Raw genomic sequence first — 17,224 nt, 5'->3', positions numbered from 1 at the left:
CTTGTGAGCGTATGAGCCAAAAAATACGGGTGGTAATTGCCAAGCCGGGACTGGACGGCCACGATCGCGGCGCCAAGGTGATTGCGCGCGCGCTGCGTGACGCCGGCATGGAAGTGATCTATACCGGCCTCCGCCAGACGCCCGAGATGATCGTGGCGGCCGCGCTGCAGGAGGATGCCGACGTCATCGGGCTGTCGATCCTGTCGGGTGCGCACATGCACATTTGCCCGCGGGTGGTGGAGCTGTTGAAGGAAAAGGGCCTGGACGATGTCCAGGTGGTGATTGGGGGCATTATCCCGGACGTCGATTTGCCCAAGCTGAACGCCATGGGCATTCGCGGCATCTTCATTCCGGGCACCCCCATGCAGCACATCATCGACTACATTTCGGCGAACGCGCGCGCGAGGGTGGAGCCGGTGTGAGGGTGTTGATGCCGGCCGGTCCGTCCGATACGGGGAAGTAGCCCCGGGTACATGCGCACACTGTTGCTCGCCGACGACAGCGTCACGACCCAGCGCGTCATCGCCTTGACGTTTGCCGATGATGAATATCGCGTGGTGACCGTCTCGGACGGCCAGCAGGCCATCGAGAAAATGGCGGCGCTGCGGCCCGATATCGTCCTGGCCGGCACCGGGTTACCGCGCCGGAACGGATACGAGCTCGCGGAATACATGCGCGGGGTCGAAGGGCTTCGCAGCGTGCCGGTGTTACTGCTGTCGGGCGCGTTTGAATCAGTGGATGAGGCGCGGCTCAAGGCGAGCGGCGCCCGCGGGATACTCGAGAAACCGTTAGAGCCAACGACTGTGATCAGCCGAGTCAGAGAGCTTCTGGGCCTCAAGGACGCCCGCCCGGCAACGCCCGGGCGGCTGGTGACGACTGCCGACACGGCGGGCGGCAAGCGGGCGCCGGTCCGCCCGGCCGCATCCGCACCTGCCGCGCGGCAGACGCCCGCCTCGTCGTGGGATGAGCTCCGCCAGGCGTCGGGCCTCGAGCCCGACGCCCGATCCGTGGAAGGCGGCACGCCGGGCTCGGGTCGCGAAGATTATCTCGACACGCTGGACGCCGCGTTCGACTCGCTCGACCAGCAACTGGCCGGGCGTCACGCCGAGGCCCGCGCGCACCGCAATCCGTCGCCGCCGCTCGGCCAGGCATCGGGCGCGCCCGACCCGCGATCGCCCGGACGCCGGCCGACGCCCAAGGCCGATGGCGTCCCGCCGAATCCCATCTTCGAAGTGGATGCCGACTGGTTTGGGGACGATCCGAAGGCGCTCGACGCGGCGGCCGGACGCGACATGGTGTCCGACGCCAACGAGGTCATGCCGGAGCGTCCCGCGGCAGCGGGCACCCCGATCTTCGAAGTGGACGACCAGTGGTTTGCGGACGACGAGAAGACGCGCGAGGCGCAACAACGCGAACTGGCCGCTGAGATGGGCATTCACGACGTCGACCTGCCCGCAGGGGAGCCGGTGCCCAACGCGCCGTCGCCGGCCGACGGCCTCGACTTTGATTTCGGTATCGAGGACCTGCGCCCGCCCACGGCGGCGAAGCTGGGACCGGTCCCGGATTCGCCCTTCGCGCCCCCGTCGCCCGGCCCCATGCGAGTCCACAAGCCCACTGCCCCGGAGGCCCCGCCCCCCTTACCGGCCGAGCCCGTGGCACTCGCGGCACCTGAGGCGCCTGCGGCACCCGCGGCACCTGACGCACCCTCGGCACTTGAGGCACCCAAGGCACCTGAGGCACCTGAGGCACCCGAGGCACCCTGGGCACCTGAGGCACCCAAGGCACCTGGTTCAATGGCCTCCGTGGCCGACGACTTCGCCGCACTGCTGGCATTCGAGACCGGCGAGCAGGTGTACGAGGAGCCGCCGCCGCCCGTGGCCGCGGCGCCGCCGGCGCCGATTGTCGTGCAGGCGGCCGCCCCGGAAATCACTGACGCGATGCTCGATCAAATTGCCGAGCGCGTCGCTGACCGCCTCAATTCTGGCACTTTCGGCGCCGGCCTGCGCGACGCCATGACCGCCACGGTGCGCGACACGGTCCGGTCGGTGGTTTCGGAGACCTCCGAGCGCCTCGTCCGCGACGAGATTGCCCGCGTCAAGGCAGCGGCCGAACGGGATACGCCATAATGGTGAGATATGTCCGTTCCGGAAAAGCCCGCACTGGAAGGTCTGGAAGACGCGCTGTCGGCGCGATGGGAGCGTGACGGCACCTACCGCTTCGACCGCTCCAAGCCGCGCGACCAGATCTACTCCATAGACACGCCGCCGCCCACCGTGAGCGGCTCGCTCCACGTCGGGCACGTCTTCTCCTACACGCACACCGACATCATCGCGCGCTTCCAGCGCATGCGCGGCAAGGAGGTCTTCTATCCGATGGGGTGGGACGACAACGGCCTGCCGACCGAGCGCCGCGTCCAGAACTACTTCGGTGTGCGCTGCGATCCGTCGCTGCCGTACGACCCGTCGTTCGTGCCGCCCGAGAAACCGGAAAAGCATCCCATCTCGGTGTCGCGTCCCAACTTCATCGAGCTGTGCGTGAAGCTGACGGTCGAAGACGAAAAGGTCTTCGAGCACCTCTGGCGCTACCTGGGCCTGTCGGTGGACTGGTCGATGACCTACGCCACCATCGCGCCGCCGGCGCAACGGGTGTCGCAGATGATGTTCCTGCGCCTGCTGAAGAAGAACCTCGCCTACCAGGTGGAGGCGCCGACGCTATGGGACGTCGACTTCCGCACCGCGGTGGCCCAGGCCGAGCTCGAGGATCGCGAACAGCCGGGCGCGTATCACAAGATTCTCTTCGCGAAGGGCGATGGGTCCGGAACGGTCGCGATCGAGACCACCCGGCCGGAGCTGATTGCGGCGTGCGTCGCGCTCGTGGCGCATCCCGACGACGAGCGCTACCGGCCGCTGTTCGGCAGCGAGGTGATCACGCCGATCTTCGGCGTCCGCGTCCCGGTACTGGCGCACACGCTGGCCGAGCCCGAGAAGGGCAGCGGCATCGCCATGATCTGCACGTTCGGCGACACCACCGACGTGACGTGGTGGCGCGAGCTGCGGTTGCCGGTGCGCGCGATCGTGCAGCCCAACGGCACGCTCGGCCGCGTCACGTTCGGCGCGGCGGGATGGGAATCGGCGGATGCGGCACGGGCGCAGCTGGCCTACGACCAGCTGGCCGGCCTGTCGGCCAAGAAGGCGCAGGCGAAGATCGTCGAGTTGCTGCGCGAGAGCGGCGACCTGCAGGGCGACCCGAAGCCGATCACGCACAACGTCAAGTTCTACGAGAAGGGCGACCGCCCGCTGGAGATCGTGACCAGCCGCCAGTGGTTCTTCAAGACCATCGACCACCGCGAGGCCTTCATCCGGCGCGGGCAGGAGATCGCCTGGCATCCGGAATACATGCAGGCGCGCTATGACAACTGGGTGAACGGCCTCAACGGCGACTGGTGCGTCAGCCGCCAGCGGTTCTTCGGCGTGCCGTTTCCGGTCTGGTATCCGCTCCGCGCTGACGGCACGACCGACTACGCCAATCCGCTGGTGCCGGCCGAGTCACGCCTGCCCATCGATCCCTCCACCGACGTGCCGGATGGCTACACCGCCGCCCAGCGCGGCGCGCCCGGCGGCTTCGTGGCCGATCCCGACGTGATGGACACCTGGGCCACGTCATCGGTGTCGCCGCAGCTCGTGACCCAGTGGCAGACGGACGAGGACATTTTCGCGCGCACCTTCCCGATGGATTTGCGCCCGCAGGCCCACGACATCATCCGCACGTGGCTGTTCTCGTCCGTGGTGCGCGCGCACTTCGAGAACGCCTCGGCGCCGTGGACCAACGCCGCCATCTCCGGATGGGTGCTCGACCCGGATCGCAAGAAGATGTCGAAGTCGAAGGGCAACGTGGTGACGCCCCTCGGGCTGCTGCAGGAATACGGCTCCGACGGCGTCCGTTACTGGGCCGCCCGTGGCGGCCCCGGCGTCGATACCGCCTTTGACGTCGGCCAGATGAAGATTGGCCGCAAGCTCGCCATGAAGGTGCTGAACGTCTCGAAGTTCGTGCTGGCCGGCGAGCAGCCGGCCGGCGCGGTGACCGAGGCACTCGATCGCGGCATGCTGCAGAACCTCGCCAACCTCGTCGATGAGGCGACCGCGGAGCTCGATCAGTACGAGTATGCGAAGGCGCTCGCGAAGATCGAGTCGTTCTTCTGGGACTTCTGCGACAACTACATCGAGGCGGCGAAGTCGCGCCGCTACGGCGACTTCGGTCCCGAGGCCGCGGCGTCGGCGTCCACCGCCATGCGCCTCGCGCTCTCGGTGCTGCTGCGCCTGTTGGCGCCGTACCTGTCGTTTGCCTGCGAAGAGGTGTGGTCGTGGTCGAACGCCGGCTCGGTGCACCGGGCGGCGTGGCCGGGTCGCGACGAGCTCTTGGCGGTGTCCGGCACGGATGAAGGAGCGCGGCAGTCGGTGTTCCATCTCACCGAAGCGCTCAACGCGATCCGGAAGGCCAAGACCGATCAGAAGGTGTCGGTCGGCACCCCCGTGAAGGAAGTGCTCTACGTCACGACCGAGGCCGCGGCGCGCAGCCTGTCGTTGGTCGAGCGCGACCTCAAGGCGGCCTGCCGCGCCGAGGGGCTCGTGCTCAAGGCCGGCGAGCCCCGCGTCGAGCTCACGCTCAAGCCAGCGGAGGCCTGATGGGGATCTCGCCGCTGGCGGCTGACGCCTATCGCAGCCTGGTGCGCGACGCGCTCGCCGAGGATCGGGGGCGTGGTGACGCGACCAGCGCCGCCACCATCACACCGGGGCAGCGCGCGCGCGGCGTGATCGTCGCCAAGGGCGATGTCGTGATCGCCGGACTCGGGGTGGCGGCCGAGACCTTTCGCCAGGCGGATCCCGCCGCGGTGTTCGAGGTGCGCTGGGCCGACGGCGCGCGAGTCCAGCCGGGTGAGGTCGTGGCGTCGGTGACCGGCGAGGCGCGGGCGCTGCTCGCAGCCGAGCGGACGGCGCTCAACTTCCTCCAGCGGATGTGCGGCATCGCCACGCTGACCGCGAAGTTCGTGGACGCCGCCGGCGGCCGCATCACGATCCTCGATACCCGCAAGACCACGCCCGGTCTTCGCGCCCTCGAGAAGTACGCCGTGCGGTGCGGTGGCGGCACCAATCACCGCCAACGCCTGGATGACGGCATCCTGATCAAGGACAACCACAAGCGCCTCGCCGGCGGCGTGCGGGCCGCGGTGGAGCGCGCCATGCGCGGCGCCGGCGGCCTGCCCGTGGAGGTCGAGGTCGAGACCCTCGAGGAACTGGATGAGGTCCTGCCGACCGGCGTCCCGCGGATCCTGCTGGATAACTTCACCACCTACGACATTCGCGAGGCCGTGTCGCGAGTGGCGGGGCGCGCCGCGATCGAGATCTCCGGCGGCGTGACCCTCGCGCGCATTCCGGAACTGGCGACGACCGGTGCGCACTACGTGTCGGTCGGCGCCCTCACGCATTCGGCCCCAGCCGCGGACCTCAGCTTCGAGCTCGAGCCGGCCTGATGCTGCCGGATGACCTGGCGGCGGCGCTCGGCGCGCTGCGGGACCGTCGTCCCGGCCTGCGTCTCGACGTGCGCTGGCACGCGGCGGTGACGTCGACGATGGATGTGGCGGCGAACCTGGCGGCCGCGGGCGCGGAACCTGGGGTGGTGGTGGGCGCCGATCAACAGACCGCCGGCCGTGGCCGGCGCGGCCACGCGTGGGAATCGCCGCCCGCAGCCGGGTTGTATTTTTCGTTTATCGCCCGCCCGCCGTTGCAGGCGAACGCCTCGCTCCCGCTGCTGACCCTGGCAGCCGGGGTCGCTGTGCGCGACGGGGTTCTGGCGGCGGTTGGCTGGGCGCCGCAGCTCAAGTGGCCAAACGACGTGATGGTGGGCCGCCGCAAGCTGGCCGGGATCCTGGCCGAAGGGCTGGGGGTGGGCACCCCGGCGCAGGCCGTCGTGATCGGCGTGGGCCTGAACCTGTTGCCTTCGGCGTATCCGCCGGAGGTCGTCGCGCGGGCGACGTCGCTCGAAGCGGAACTCGGCCGTGCAGTCGACCGCGGCCAAGTGCTGGCCGAGGTCCTGGCCGCACTGACGGATCGCCTGGCCACGCTGGCCGGAAGTCCCGGTGATATTCTGCAGGCGTGGCGCGCGGCGTCCCCCAGTGCGACCGGCACCCGCGTCGAGTGGGACGGCCGCACCGGCACCACCGCCGGCATCGACGAGTCGGGCGCCTTGTTGATTCGCACGCCGTCTGGCATTGAACGCGTAATCGCCGGCGAGGTGCACTGGCACCTGGGCACCAACCCCTAGGCACCGTCGGCACCTGAGGCACTTTAGGCACCGTATTCTTATGCTTCTAGCAATCGACGTCGGCAACACCAACATCGTCATCGGCGCGTTTCGAGGGGAGACCCTCGTGCACAGCTGGCGGCTGACGACCATTCGCGAGCGCACGTCCGACGAGCTCGGGATTCTGATCACGAACCTGTGCGAGCGCTACGAGGTCCGCCACGAAGAGATCTCGGGCATCGTGATTGCGTCGGTGGTGCCGCCGCTGACGGGCACGCTGGTCACCATGGTCTCGGACTATTTCGACCGCGTGCCGCTGCTGTTCGAGCCCGCCGTCAACGGCGGCATGCCGATCCTCTACGACAACCCCGCCGAGGTCGGTGCCGATCGCGTGGTCAACGGCATTGCCGCCTTCGAGCAATACGGCAAGGGCCTGCCGATCATCGTCGTCGACTTCGGCACCGCGACGACGTTCGACGCCATTTCCGCGAAGGGCGAGTACCTGGGCGGCGTGATTTGTCCGGGGCCGCAGATCTCCGCGGACGCGTTGTTTCAGCGTGCCGCGCGGTTGCCGCGCATCGATTTGAAGAAACCGGCCCGGGTGATCGGGACCAACACGGTGGCGTCGATGCAGTCAGGACTGTTCTGGGGCTACGTGGACATGGTCGAGGGCCTGGTCCGCCGGATGAAGGCGGAACTGGGCGGCGCCGCGGTGGTCGTGGCGACCGGCGGGCTGGCAAAAATGGTGGCGCCGGAATCGACGCTGATCGAACACGTGGATCCCGAGCTCACGCTGCGCGGGCTCCGGCTGGTGTGGGAACGCCGGGCCGCCAATTAGGCGAAGACCAGCCACCGATTAGACACAGAAATACAGCCACAGATTAGACACAGATCAAATATTGTGACGGACGTTGACGCCTATTGCCGCGATCTGGAAGCGTATCTCTGCCGCAAGAACGACGGCCACCTGATCCGCATCACCGGTCCGGCGTTCGAGCGCATCGTGGCGTGGGCGCACCAGGGCATTCCCCTGAAGGTGGCTGAAGCCGGCATCGATCGGTACTTCGAACGCTACTATCGGAAGGGGCCGCGCCGCCGCCCGGTGCGGATCGACTTCTGCGAAGCCGACGTGCTGGATGCGTTTGACGACTGGCGGCGTGCCATCGGCGTCACCGCGGTGGTGCCGGATTCGGCCGGGGGCCCGGACGTCGAGGAGCCCGTGCAGGGCGCGGGCCGCTCGCGGCGGTCGCTGGCCTCGCAACTGGAATCCGCGGTGTCGCGACTCACCGTGCTGCGGGGCAGCGACCAGGCCGGTTCCGCCTTCGGCCCGGCACTCGACGCGGCGGTGCGGGCGCTTGATGCGGCGCAGCCGGAGGCCGCCCGCGCCCGCGGCGACGCCCGCGACGCGCTGCTGGAACGGATTGCCGCGGTCGAATCGGCACTCGTCGCCGCGGCGTCGGCCGCCCTCGGCGATCGGCTGGGGGACCTTGAACGGGAAGCGGACGCCGAACTGGCGCCGTTTCGTCCGCGCATGACGCCGGAGGCGTACGCGCAATCGCGCCGCGCCGCGATCGACCGGCTGGTCCGCCTCCACTTCGGCTTGCCAGAGATCGGGGTCTGACCCCGAGCAGAGAGTGCCGAGGGGTCTGACCCCAACGCAGGAGAACCATGCACAGAGGCGATCGACTCACTCTCACCATCGAACGGCCCGCCGCGGGCGGACGGATGATCGCGCGCCACGAGGGCGCCATCGTCTTTGTCGCCGGCGCCATCCCCGGAGAGGTGGTTGAAGCCGAGGTGGAGAAAGTCCAGCGCGGCACCGGCTGGGCGATCACCCGCACCGTGATTGAGCGGTCACCGGATCGTCTGCCCGACACCGCCGACGGCGTCTCGCCGTCGGACGGCGGCTGCGGCGGCTGCGTGCTGGCGCACATCCAGTACGACCGCCAGCGGGCCCTCAAGTCGGCGATCATCGAAGACACGTTGCGGCGCCTGGGCCGCATCACCCTCGCCGCGCCCGTGGCTGTCGCGGCGTCGCCGATCGACGGTTACCGGATGCGCGCGCGGCTCCACGTCCGCAACGGCCGCATCGGGTTCTTCCGCGAGGGCACACACTCGCTGTGCGAGGCCGGGCCGACGCGCCAGCTTCGCCCGGACACGCTGGCGGTGATTGCCGCGCTGGAGGCGTCGTTGAAGACGCTCGAGCGCGACACGGTCAGCGAGATCGAGTTGTCGGAGAACCTCGACGCCGCCGAGCGGGCCGTGCACCTCGAGCTGCTGCCCAACGCCGACCCGTCACGGCTGGCCGCCGTGACCCGCCTCGATGGCCTCACCGGCGCCACCTGCGCGCCGCCCGAGTCGCCGCGGACGATGGACCTATGGGGATCGCCGCTGGTGTCAGACACCGTGTCCGGCGCCAGGTTGTCGCGCCATACGCGGTCGTTCTTCCAGGGCAATCGCTTCCTGCTGCAGCCGCTCGTGGATCACGTGGTGTCGCAGGTGACGCAGGGGCCGGTGCTCGACTTGTACGCGGGCGTCGGCCTGTTCAGCCTGGCCACGGCTCACGCCGGTCACGGCCCGGTGGTCGCGGTGGAAGGCGACCGCTTCTCAGCCGACGACCTGCGGCGGAACGCCACGGGGCGGGACGACGTCCAGGCGCGGACGGAACCGGTGGAGCGGTACCTGGGGGCGGCGACGAAGACCGCGACGGTGATCGTCGATCCGCCGAGGACGGGCCTGTCGAAGGAGGCGTTGGCCGGCGTCGTGGCGCTGCACGCGGCCACCCTGGTGTATGTGTCGTGCGACATCGCCACGCTCGCGCGTGACGCCCGGCTGCTGATCGATGCGGGTTACCGGATGAGCGGCGCGCGCGCGTTCGATCTCTTCCCGAACACGGCGCACGTCGAGACGGTCATCGCGTTCGCGCGTTAGCCGCTTTTACCAAACCCTCGAACAGCGAGCGGAACTCGCCGGTGCGCCAGAAGTTCTCCGGGTGCCACTGCACGCCGATGCAGAACGCCGAGCCCGGCTTCTCCATGGCTTCGATCACGCCGTCGGGCGAGGTGGCGGTGACGACGAAGGCCGGGGCGACCTTGGCGACGGACTGGTGATGGCGGCTGTTGACGTGGCAGGTCTCGCCGTCTTCCATGTGATCGGCCAGCAGCGCCGACAGCTGCGAGTCTTTCGCCACCCACACTTCGTGCGCGACGTGGGCGCGCGGCTCCGGCACGGAGTGCTCGAGCGCCCCCGGCACTTCGGTCGGAATGTCCTGGATGAGCGTGCCGCCCATGGCGACGTTCAGCAACTGCATGCCGCGGCAGATCGCGAGGAACGGAATGTCGCCGGCCACGGCCAGGCGCGACAACTCGATCTCGAACGCGTCGCGCTCCGCTTCCGCGGCTTCGAACGTGGTGTGGGGCGTCGCGCCGTAGAGCGCCGGATCGACATCGCCGCCCCCGGTCAGCATGATGCCGTCAACGCGGGCGAGGATGTGCGCGGGCGACTCGCCGCCGGCCCCCACCTCGATCGGTTCGCCCCCGGCGCGGCGCACGGATTCCACGTAGTCGGACATCCGGCGGTTCCGGGCAATCGCAATCAGAGCCATATACGCAAGCGTCCTACATTCGAGGCGGAACGGCAACGCCCATTAGATCGAGCAGCCTGGTGAGCTGGAGGCGGAAATACGCCACCGCGGCGGCCCGCCAGCGGCGCACGTCGTCGCGCTCCTCGTTGAGAATCTGGGCGCGATGGTAGAAGGCGTTGAACATCTGCGCGAGGCCGAAGCCGTATTTCGCGAGCACCGCGAACTCCAGCGTCCGCACGACCTGTTCGACGACGTCGTCCAGCCGCGATGCCTCGAGCACGAGGGCCCACAGTTCATGGTCGCCATCGGCGCCGTTGATGGCGTCGGGCGGCGCCAGGGGCAGCGGCGCCAGCATGGCCGCTGCGTCGAAGCCGAGCCGGTCCTGCAGCTTCTGGAAGATGTTATTGGCGCGCACCACGGCGTACTGCAGGTACGGCCCGCTTTCGCCGTCGAAGCTGAGCGCCTCGTCGATGTCGAAGGCAATCACCCTCGTGCGCGAGTACTTGATCAGGAAGTAGCGCACCGCGGCGATACCGATGGCTTCGGCGATGCGGCGCCGATCGGCGTCGGTCAGCTCCGGCTGGCGGCGATTCACTTCCGACAGCGCCTTGTCGATGACGCGGTCGATCAGGTCGTCGGCCTTGACGCCCAGCCCCTTGCGACCCGAGACCTCGACGAACGGCCGCTTCGCGTCGTCGGACTCCGGCGGCGGCGCACACCCGAGTTCCTGCGCGGTGGCATGCGACAGCGCCACCATCTCGTACGAGAAGTGGGTGAGTCGATCGGCTTCCGCCGGATGCCCGATGGCCGACAGCGCCTGCTTCAGGAGTTTCTGCAGGTACGCCTGCCGCACGTCGATGACGTTGTAGGTGGCCGCCGCCGCGCCGAACGCCGGATGGTCCGCCACCGCCAGGGCCGGGTCGCTGGTGGTGGCCCACAGCGTCTCTCCGGTCATGCGCTTGGCGAACGGGCGGTAGTGGAAGTCGTGGCCGAGCAGGCCCGACTTCCAGAACTGGTAGGCCATGTCCTTGCCGACGTAGGTGACGGTGCCGTTCGAGCGGACGATCACCTTCTCCCGTTCCTCCGCCTCGTCCGCGGGCGCGTCATCGGCGCCCGCCGCCTCCACCGCGGGCTGGTCGTCGATCTTCATGACCCAGCAGCCGGCCAGCCGGCCTTCGGTCTGCAGGAACACGGCGCCGGTCTGCTTGAGGACCTCAAACGCCCGCGCCCAGAACTTGAGGCGCAGGATGTCGCCTTCCCAAGTCAGCAACTGGTAGTCGATGTTCAGCCGGGCCATGGTCTTGAGGTGCGCGCGCACGACCGTGTCGGCGATGAACGCGGCCAGGCTCGCCGTGGGTTCGACGCCGTGCTCGATGTCGTGCAGCGTGGCGGCGCGAATCTTCAGGCGTTCCTGGTCGCCGCCGTACCACTCGGTGACGCGGGCGTACAGGTCCCAGCAGTAGTAGTCGAACCGCGCCGTGGCGGCGATGCGCCTGGCCCCGGCCAGGTCGATCGACTCGATCTCGCGGAACCCCACCACCACGTCGGCGACCTGCACCCCGGTGTCGTCGATGTAGTTCTGCACCTCGACCGGCGTGCCGCGGAAGCGGAGGACGCGGACCAGCGTGTCGCCGAGCGCGGCGTTGCGCAGGTGGCCGATGTGCGCGGCCTTGTTCGGGTTGATCGCGGTGTGCTCGACGATGGTCTTGTCGGGGCGCGGCGGGGCCGCGGGCAGTTCGCCGGCGACGCCGAGCCGCGCCAGCAGGAACGCCGGGCGATCGAGAAAGACGTTGAGGTAGCCGTTGGGTGCCGCCTCGACCCGGGTGACGCCGGTGAGGGGACCGAGCGCGGCCGCGATCTCCTGCGCGATCACGCGTGGGGCCTTGCGCAGCTGCCGGGCGAGATCGAACGCGACCGGCGTGCCGAGGTCACCGAGCGTCCGGTTCGGCGGGTACTCGACGGGGATCTCCAGGCCGGGATCGGTGAGGTCGTATCGCTCGGCGAGCACGGCACGCACACGCGCCCTGAGCTGTTCGTGTAGGGGAAGAATCATGATGCTGGTTCGTTGACTCGGTCGCAGCGAAGCGGTACGATCACGTTATCAGATCCCCACGCCTTCGTCATGGTTGACGCTGGAATCGGCCGCCTGCTCATCTCGAGTCTGCACCAGGGCATCGCCGATGTTGCACCAAGCCGGCTCGATTTCTACGAAAACTGGTTGAGCCCATCGGGCATGCGGGATGGCCGCATCGGCCTCGCCCCGCTGGGCGCCGTCCTCAGCTTTCTCCATCGCGAGGAGCCGCCGTCGAACGACCAGATTGCCACCCGGGCTGGCGTCTGTGCCGCCGACTGGACCTTCCAGGATCTCTCGAGCCTCCGCCGGTGGTACATCCGGCGGCTGCCGTTGCGCCTGCGCTCGCGCGCGGCCCTCGGGCTGGGGAAGCGGCTGGTGCTCGCCACGGTGCGGCAGTCCAAGGTGAAGGTGCGGCTCAAGGGTTCGCAGGCCGTGGTCGACATCAAGTCGGCGCTGTGCGATCAGCTGCGGGATCCCGCCCCGGTCCCCATGCGCGGCTTTTACGCCGCGGCCCTCCAGCGCCTCCTCGCGCATTGCGCTGTCGATGCCGACGTCGGCCTGGCGGCCGGGCAGCCGGGCGGTTGGAGCCTGGCGATCACGATTAGCGGACCCCGCGCCGTGGAGCCGGCTGACGCAACGTGATGACCGGTCGAGGGGCCACGGCGTGCCTGCTCGCCGCGGTCGCGTTCTGGCCCGCGGCCGGCGCGGCGCAAGTCCCCGCCGGCGCCCCGGTCCTCGTCGTGCCCTTCGATAACGCCCGGCAAGAACCGCGGCTGGCGTGGATGCGCGAGGGCGCCGCGGTCCTGCTGTCAGACTTGCTCGAGGCGCCCGGCGAACGGGTGGTCGATCGCGCCGAGCGCTTGCGGGCATTCGACCGTCTGCAGTTGCCCGCCGCGGCGGATTTGAGCCGCGCCTCGTCGGTCAAGGTCGGCCAGGCCGTGGGGGCCAGCGCGCTGGTCATCGGCGCCCTGGAGATTGCCGGCGAACAGCTCACGGCGCGCGCGCGCGTGGTGCGACTCGACACCGGCCGGCTGCTGCCGGAAGTCCAGGCCTCGGGTCCGTTGGCGGATGTCTTCGGCGTGTTCGGCCGGCTGGCGATTCTCGTGCGCGGCCGCGGCACGCCGCCGTCGGCGGCGGATCGCCTGCCCCCATCGCCCCAGGTCTTCGAGTTCTACATCAAGGGTCTCGTCGCCGAGACGCCGGCCACGGCAATTGCGTTCCTCGAACAGGCGCGCAAGGCGGCGCCGCAGTTCGATCCGGCCCGGTTGGCGCTCTGGGACGTGCACACGGACGCCTCCGACCATCAGCGCGCGCTGGATGCCGTATCGGGCATGCGCGCGGAGGGCCGCTATTCGCGGGAAGGCCGCTTTCGCCGATCGCTGTCGTTGCTGAGCCTCAAGCGCTTTGATGACGCGTTGCAGACGCTGCGGGCGTTGCAGGGCGAAGGGCGTTCGGCCGCCGTCACCAACGCCATTGGCGTCGCGGAACTGCGTCGCACCGCGACGCCGCAGCCCGGCCGCGCCACCTACTACTTCAGCCAGGCCAGCGAGATCGATCCGGCCGACGGCGACCTGTTCTTCAACCTGGGCTACGCGTATTGGCTGGATCGCGATGCGCGCGCCACCATCTATTGGCTGCGGGAGGCCGTGCGCCGGGATCCGGGCGACGGCGACGCGCACTTCATCCTCGGCGTGGCCCTCCACCAGACCGGCGCCACCGCCGAAGCCGCGCGCGAGCGTGAGCTGGCCACCCGGCTGTCGTCGAAGTACGCGGGGTGGGAAGCGCGGGCCGCCGGTGGCGACCCCGTGCCTCGCGGGCTCGAACGCCTCGCCGAGGAACTAACGCCGTCGGCCATTCGCGTCGATAACATGCTCACGACCGCCGGACAGCGCGACCAGGACGCCCTCGCGGCCTTCCATCTCGATGCCGGCCGCCGCGCCTATCAGCGAGAGGCGGATCGCGAAGCGACCCAGGAACTGCGCCGGGCCCTGTACCTGTCGCCGTACCTGGCCGAAGCCCACCTGATGCTCGGCCGGCTCTACTTGCGGGGCGGCCGCGCCGAAGAGGCTGTGGAAGCCCTGAAGATTGCGCTGTGGAGCGAAGAGACCGTGGCCGCGCACGTGGCCCTGGCCGAAGCCTACCTGCAGGTTCAGGACACGGCCGCCGCCCGAGGCGAGATCGACCGGGCGCTGGCCCTGGATCCGAAAGCGGCAGACGCGCTGGCGGTGAAGGTTCGGATTGGCGAAGGCCCATGATAAAATTCTGCCCAGATCTGCACTGATGGCTACCACTCAAGACGACGCGTTTCGCGAGATACAGCTCAACGGCAAGCAACTGGTCTTCATGGGCATGGCCATTGTGGTGATCGCGGTCGCGATCTTTCTGATGGGCGTGCAGGTGGGCCGCGGGGTCCGCGCCGAGCGCGGGCTGCCCGAAGGGGCCGAGGCGTCGGTGGCCGCGGCCGAGTCGGAGCCGCCTCCGCCTCCCACGTCGGCCGGACAGGGGTCGAGCGCCTCGCCGGTGACCGCGGGCGAGAAGCTGAGTTATGCCGAGCGCCTCGGCGGCACCGAGCCGGCCGCCGAGCCGCTCAAGAGGGAAGCTGAGCCGGCGCCCGCCGCCGAAGCGCCCACGCCGAAGTCGGAAGCACCGGTGGCCGCCCCGCCTGCGGCAGTACCCGCGGCGGCCGCGGCTGCGCCTGCACCGGCGGCCACGCCCTCGGAACCGGCCGGCACCGGCTTCGCCATCCAGGTCGCGGCCCTGCGCGAACGCAATGAGGCCGACACCATCGTGAAGCGCCTGGCCAGCAAGGGCTATCCGGCCTACGTGCTCGCGCCCGCGAAGGGGGCGCCGTCGGTCTTCCGCGTCCGCGTCGGCAAGTTCAATGAACGCCGCGAAGCCGACACGGTCGCCGCCCGGCTGCAGAAGGAAGAGCAGTTCAAGCCCTGGGTCGTCCGCTAGGACGCCGATGGGTACCACCTCGAAATCTCGACAGCCTCTCTGGCAGCTGATGGGCCGCTTGTTCCGGGCCCATCCCTGGCATGGCGTCCGGCTGGGCGAGAAGGGCTCCAGCATTGTCACCTGCTACATCGAGATCACGCCGTCCGACACGGTGAAGTACGAACTCGACAAGGCCACGGGCCTGCTCAAGCTCGATCGGCCGCAGCGTTTCTCGAACTTCTGTCCGGCGCTCTACGGCCTGCTGCCGCAGACCTACTGCGGCACGCGAGTGGCCGAGCTCAGCGCGGAGAAGACCGGGCGTTCGTCGATTGCCGGCGATCAGGATCCGCTGGACGTGTGCGTCCTCTCGGAACGGCCGGTGTCGCACGGCGACATCCTCCTGCAGGCCGTGCCGATCGGCGGCCTGCGGATGATCGACGGCAACGAAGCGGACGACAAGATCGTGGCCGTGCTGGTCGGCGATTCGGCCTACGGCGGCTTCCGCGACATCAAGGATTGTCCCGAGGCGCTGGTCTCACGGCTGATTCACTATTTCGAAACCTACAAGCTCGTGCCCGGCACGAACGAGAACCCGTGTGAGATCACCCACGTCTACGGGCGCGACGAAGCGTTCGACGTGATTCGGAGGGCGCAGGCCGACTACCACGAGAAGTTCGGCTCCCTCGAAACGCTGCTCGATGCTGCGATGAAAGCCTAGCCGTTTGACAAGATTCCGGTCTGCGTTGTCTGCGTCATCGGTGTCATCTGCGGCCGCCTCCGGCGTGCTGCTGGCCCTGTCGTTCCCGAGGTATGGCCATCCGGCGGTGGCGTTTGTCGCGCTGGTGCCGCTGTTGGTCGCCCTGACCGGGTTCAACGGCCAGCTGGGGCGGACGCACGGCGTCAGCGCCGGCCGCGGGTTTAGCCTGGGCCTGATCGCCGGCTTCGTGCATTTTGCCGGCACCGTCTACTGGACCGGCGCCACCGTGCAGACCTTCGGCGGGCTGCCGATGCCGGTGGCCGTGTTCGTCACGGGCCTGCTGGTCCTCTACATGGCGACCTTTGTGGCGGCGGCGTCAGCGCTGACGGCCACCTTCGTCCAACGGTTCGGGCTGATCGGCCTCGCCCTGGCGCCCGCCGCGTGGGTGGCGACGGAGTACACGCGCGGCTTCCTGTTTGGCGGCTTCCCGTGGATCCCGCTGGGCAACACGATGGTGACGATGCTGCCGATCGTCCAGGTGGCCAGCCTGGTCGGCGTCTACGGGCTGTCGATGTTTGTCGCCCTCGTCAACGTCGGGTTCGCCGTGACCGCCCTGGCTGCCGGCCGCACGCGGGTATGGGCCATCGCCGGCACCCTCGCGCTGATCGTCGTGGTCTCGGTCTGGGGTGGTCAGCGTCTCGCCGCCAACCGCCTGACCCAGGGCGAGCCCGTTCGCGTGGGGTTGATCCAGGGCAACATCGCGCAGACCGACAAGTGGAACCCCGCGCGCGCGGACATGATCGTGGACCGCTACCTGCAGCTGACCCGCCAGGCCGCCGCCGACGGCGCCGACTTCCTGCTGTGGCCCGAGTCGGCGACACCGTTCTTCTTCCAGGACGATCCCGGCGGCGAGCTGATCCGGTCCGCGGTCCGGGAACTCGGCAAGCCGCTGCTGCTCGGCAGCGACGAACTCGAGCGCGGCCCGCCGGCCAATCACTATTACAACTCCGCGTTCATGCTCGACACCGCCGGCGCCACCGCCGCCGTGTATCGCAAGATCCATCTGGTGCCGTTTGGCGAATACGTGCCGTTCCAGCGTGCCCTGTTCTTCGTCGCCCCCCTGGTCGAAGCGGTGTCGGCATTCACGGCGGGCGAGCGCGTCACGATGCTGCCGGTGCGCGAGCACATGATCAGCACCGCCATCTGTTACGAGGTCACGTATCCCGGCCTGATGCGCGAGGCCGTGCGGCAGGGCAGCGAGATGCTGACGACCATCACCAACGACGCCTGGTACGGCGAGTCATCGGCCGCCTACCAGCACTTCGAGATGGCCGCGATGCGAGCCGTGGAGCAGGGCCGCTACCTCGTGCGCGCGGCCAACACCGGGGTGAGCGGCATTGTCGACCCCTACGGCCGCGTGCTGGTCCGGACCAGGCTGTTCGAAACGGTGGCGGTGGTCGGCGAAGCCCGGTTCGTGCAGGAGCGGACGCTCTATGCCAGAATTGGTGATCTGGTCGCGCAGGTGTCCACCGTGCTCACGGTGCTGGCGCTGGCGGCGGCCGCCTGGCTGAAAGCCGAACGCTGACGGCCGCAAGGAGAGTCTCTTGGCACTCGCGATTGATGACCTCGTCCGCCG

Annotated in this window: 15 protein-coding genes; 13 read left to right on the top strand and 2 right to left on the bottom strand. The window is 69.2% G+C overall.

What is annotated here, in order from left to right; all coding sequences use genetic code 11:
- The first annotated feature begins 29 nt into the window (after positions 1-29).
- The 8 genes from WC815_11935 (at position 30) to WC815_11900 (ending at position 9,228) form a co-directional block, all read left to right on the top strand.
- Positions 30-422, top strand: coding sequence for a cobalamin B12-binding domain-containing protein (locus WC815_11935; protein MFA5909481.1), 393 nt, complete (start codon positions 30-32; stop codon positions 420-422).
- Between the two features lie 51 nt (positions 423-473).
- A complete protein-coding gene (locus WC815_11930) occupies positions 474-2,126 on the top strand; it encodes a response regulator (protein MFA5909480.1) in 1,653 nt (550 codons plus the stop codon).
- Between the two features lie 9 nt (positions 2,127-2,135).
- Positions 2,136-4,682 carry a valine--tRNA ligase gene (valS, locus tag WC815_11925; protein MFA5909479.1) on the top strand — a complete coding sequence of 849 codons (2,547 nt, stop codon included), beginning with the start codon at positions 2,136-2,138 and terminating at the stop codon, positions 4,680-4,682.
- The gene (nadC, locus tag WC815_11920; GenBank protein MFA5909478.1) at positions 4,682-5,527 is read left to right on the top strand and encodes a carboxylating nicotinate-nucleotide diphosphorylase; all 846 of its coding nucleotides are present in this window, start codon (positions 4,682-4,684) and stop codon (positions 5,525-5,527) included. The genes valS and nadC overlap by 1 nt, the downstream gene beginning before the upstream one ends.
- Positions 5,527-6,318, top strand: coding sequence for a biotin--[acetyl-CoA-carboxylase] ligase (locus tag WC815_11915; GenBank protein MFA5909477.1), 792 nt, complete (start codon positions 5,527-5,529; stop codon positions 6,316-6,318). The genes nadC and WC815_11915 overlap by 1 nt, the downstream gene beginning before the upstream one ends.
- A gap of 40 nt (positions 6,319-6,358) precedes the next feature.
- The gene (locus WC815_11910) at positions 6,359-7,135 is read left to right on the top strand and encodes a type III pantothenate kinase (GenBank protein MFA5909476.1); all 777 of its coding nucleotides are present in this window, start codon (positions 6,359-6,361) and stop codon (positions 7,133-7,135) included.
- 63 nt (positions 7,136-7,198) lie between these two features.
- Positions 7,199-7,918, top strand: a complete 720-nt coding sequence (locus WC815_11905; GenBank protein ID MFA5909475.1) for a hypothetical protein — start codon at positions 7,199-7,201, stop codon at positions 7,916-7,918.
- 47 nt (positions 7,919-7,965) lie between these two features.
- Positions 7,966-9,228 (top strand): TRAM domain-containing protein, encoded by a 1,263-nt coding sequence (locus WC815_11900; GenBank protein ID MFA5909474.1) that lies wholly within the window; start codon positions 7,966-7,968, stop codon positions 9,226-9,228.
- Here the strand turns inward: WC815_11900 and WC815_11895 are convergent.
- Positions 9,209-9,901 (bottom strand): gamma-glutamyl-gamma-aminobutyrate hydrolase family protein, encoded by a 693-nt coding sequence (locus tag WC815_11895; GenBank protein ID MFA5909473.1) that lies wholly within the window; start codon positions 9,899-9,901, stop codon positions 9,209-9,211. The genes WC815_11900 and WC815_11895 overlap by 20 nt on opposite strands.
- Positions 9,902-9,914: 13 nt before the next feature.
- The gene (gene argS, locus WC815_11890; protein ID MFA5909472.1) at positions 9,915-11,933 is read right to left on the bottom strand and encodes an arginine--tRNA ligase; all 2,019 of its coding nucleotides are present in this window, start codon (positions 11,931-11,933) and stop codon (positions 9,915-9,917) included.
- Between the two features lie 69 nt (positions 11,934-12,002).
- Here argS and WC815_11885 point away from each other — a divergent pair, with 69 nt between their 5' ends.
- From WC815_11885 to lnt, 5 genes are read left to right on the top strand one after another with little or no spacing between them, the layout of a single operon-like run.
- Positions 12,003-12,596, top strand: coding sequence for a hypothetical protein (locus WC815_11885; GenBank protein ID MFA5909471.1), 594 nt, complete (start codon positions 12,003-12,005; stop codon positions 12,594-12,596).
- Positions 12,596-14,209 carry a tetratricopeptide repeat protein gene (locus WC815_11880; protein ID MFA5909470.1) on the top strand — a complete coding sequence of 538 codons (1,614 nt, stop codon included), beginning with the start codon at positions 12,596-12,598 and terminating at the stop codon, positions 14,207-14,209. Before WC815_11885 ends, WC815_11880 begins: the two co-directional genes overlap by 1 nt.
- 25 nt (positions 14,210-14,234) lie before the next feature.
- On the top strand, positions 14,235-14,912 hold the full coding sequence (locus tag WC815_11875) for an SPOR domain-containing protein (protein MFA5909469.1): 678 nt from the start codon (positions 14,235-14,237) through the stop codon (positions 14,910-14,912).
- 49 nt (positions 14,913-14,961) lie between these two features.
- On the top strand, positions 14,962-15,609 hold the full coding sequence (locus WC815_11870; GenBank protein ID MFA5909468.1) for an inorganic pyrophosphatase: 648 nt from the start codon (positions 14,962-14,964) through the stop codon (positions 15,607-15,609).
- A 25-nt stretch (positions 15,610-15,634) separates the two neighbouring features.
- Positions 15,635-17,173 (top strand): apolipoprotein N-acyltransferase, encoded by a 1,539-nt coding sequence (gene lnt / locus WC815_11865; GenBank protein ID MFA5909467.1) that lies wholly within the window; start codon positions 15,635-15,637, stop codon positions 17,171-17,173.
- Positions 17,174-17,224 lie beyond the last annotated feature (51 nt).

The sequence above is a fragment of the Vicinamibacterales bacterium genome (genome assembly GCA_041659285.1).
GTDB lineage: Bacteria > Acidobacteriota > Vicinamibacteria > Vicinamibacterales > UBA2999 > 12-FULL-67-14b.
The sequence above is the reverse complement of the archived record's forward strand: the minus strand, read 5'-3'. Positions and strand labels throughout refer to the sequence as shown.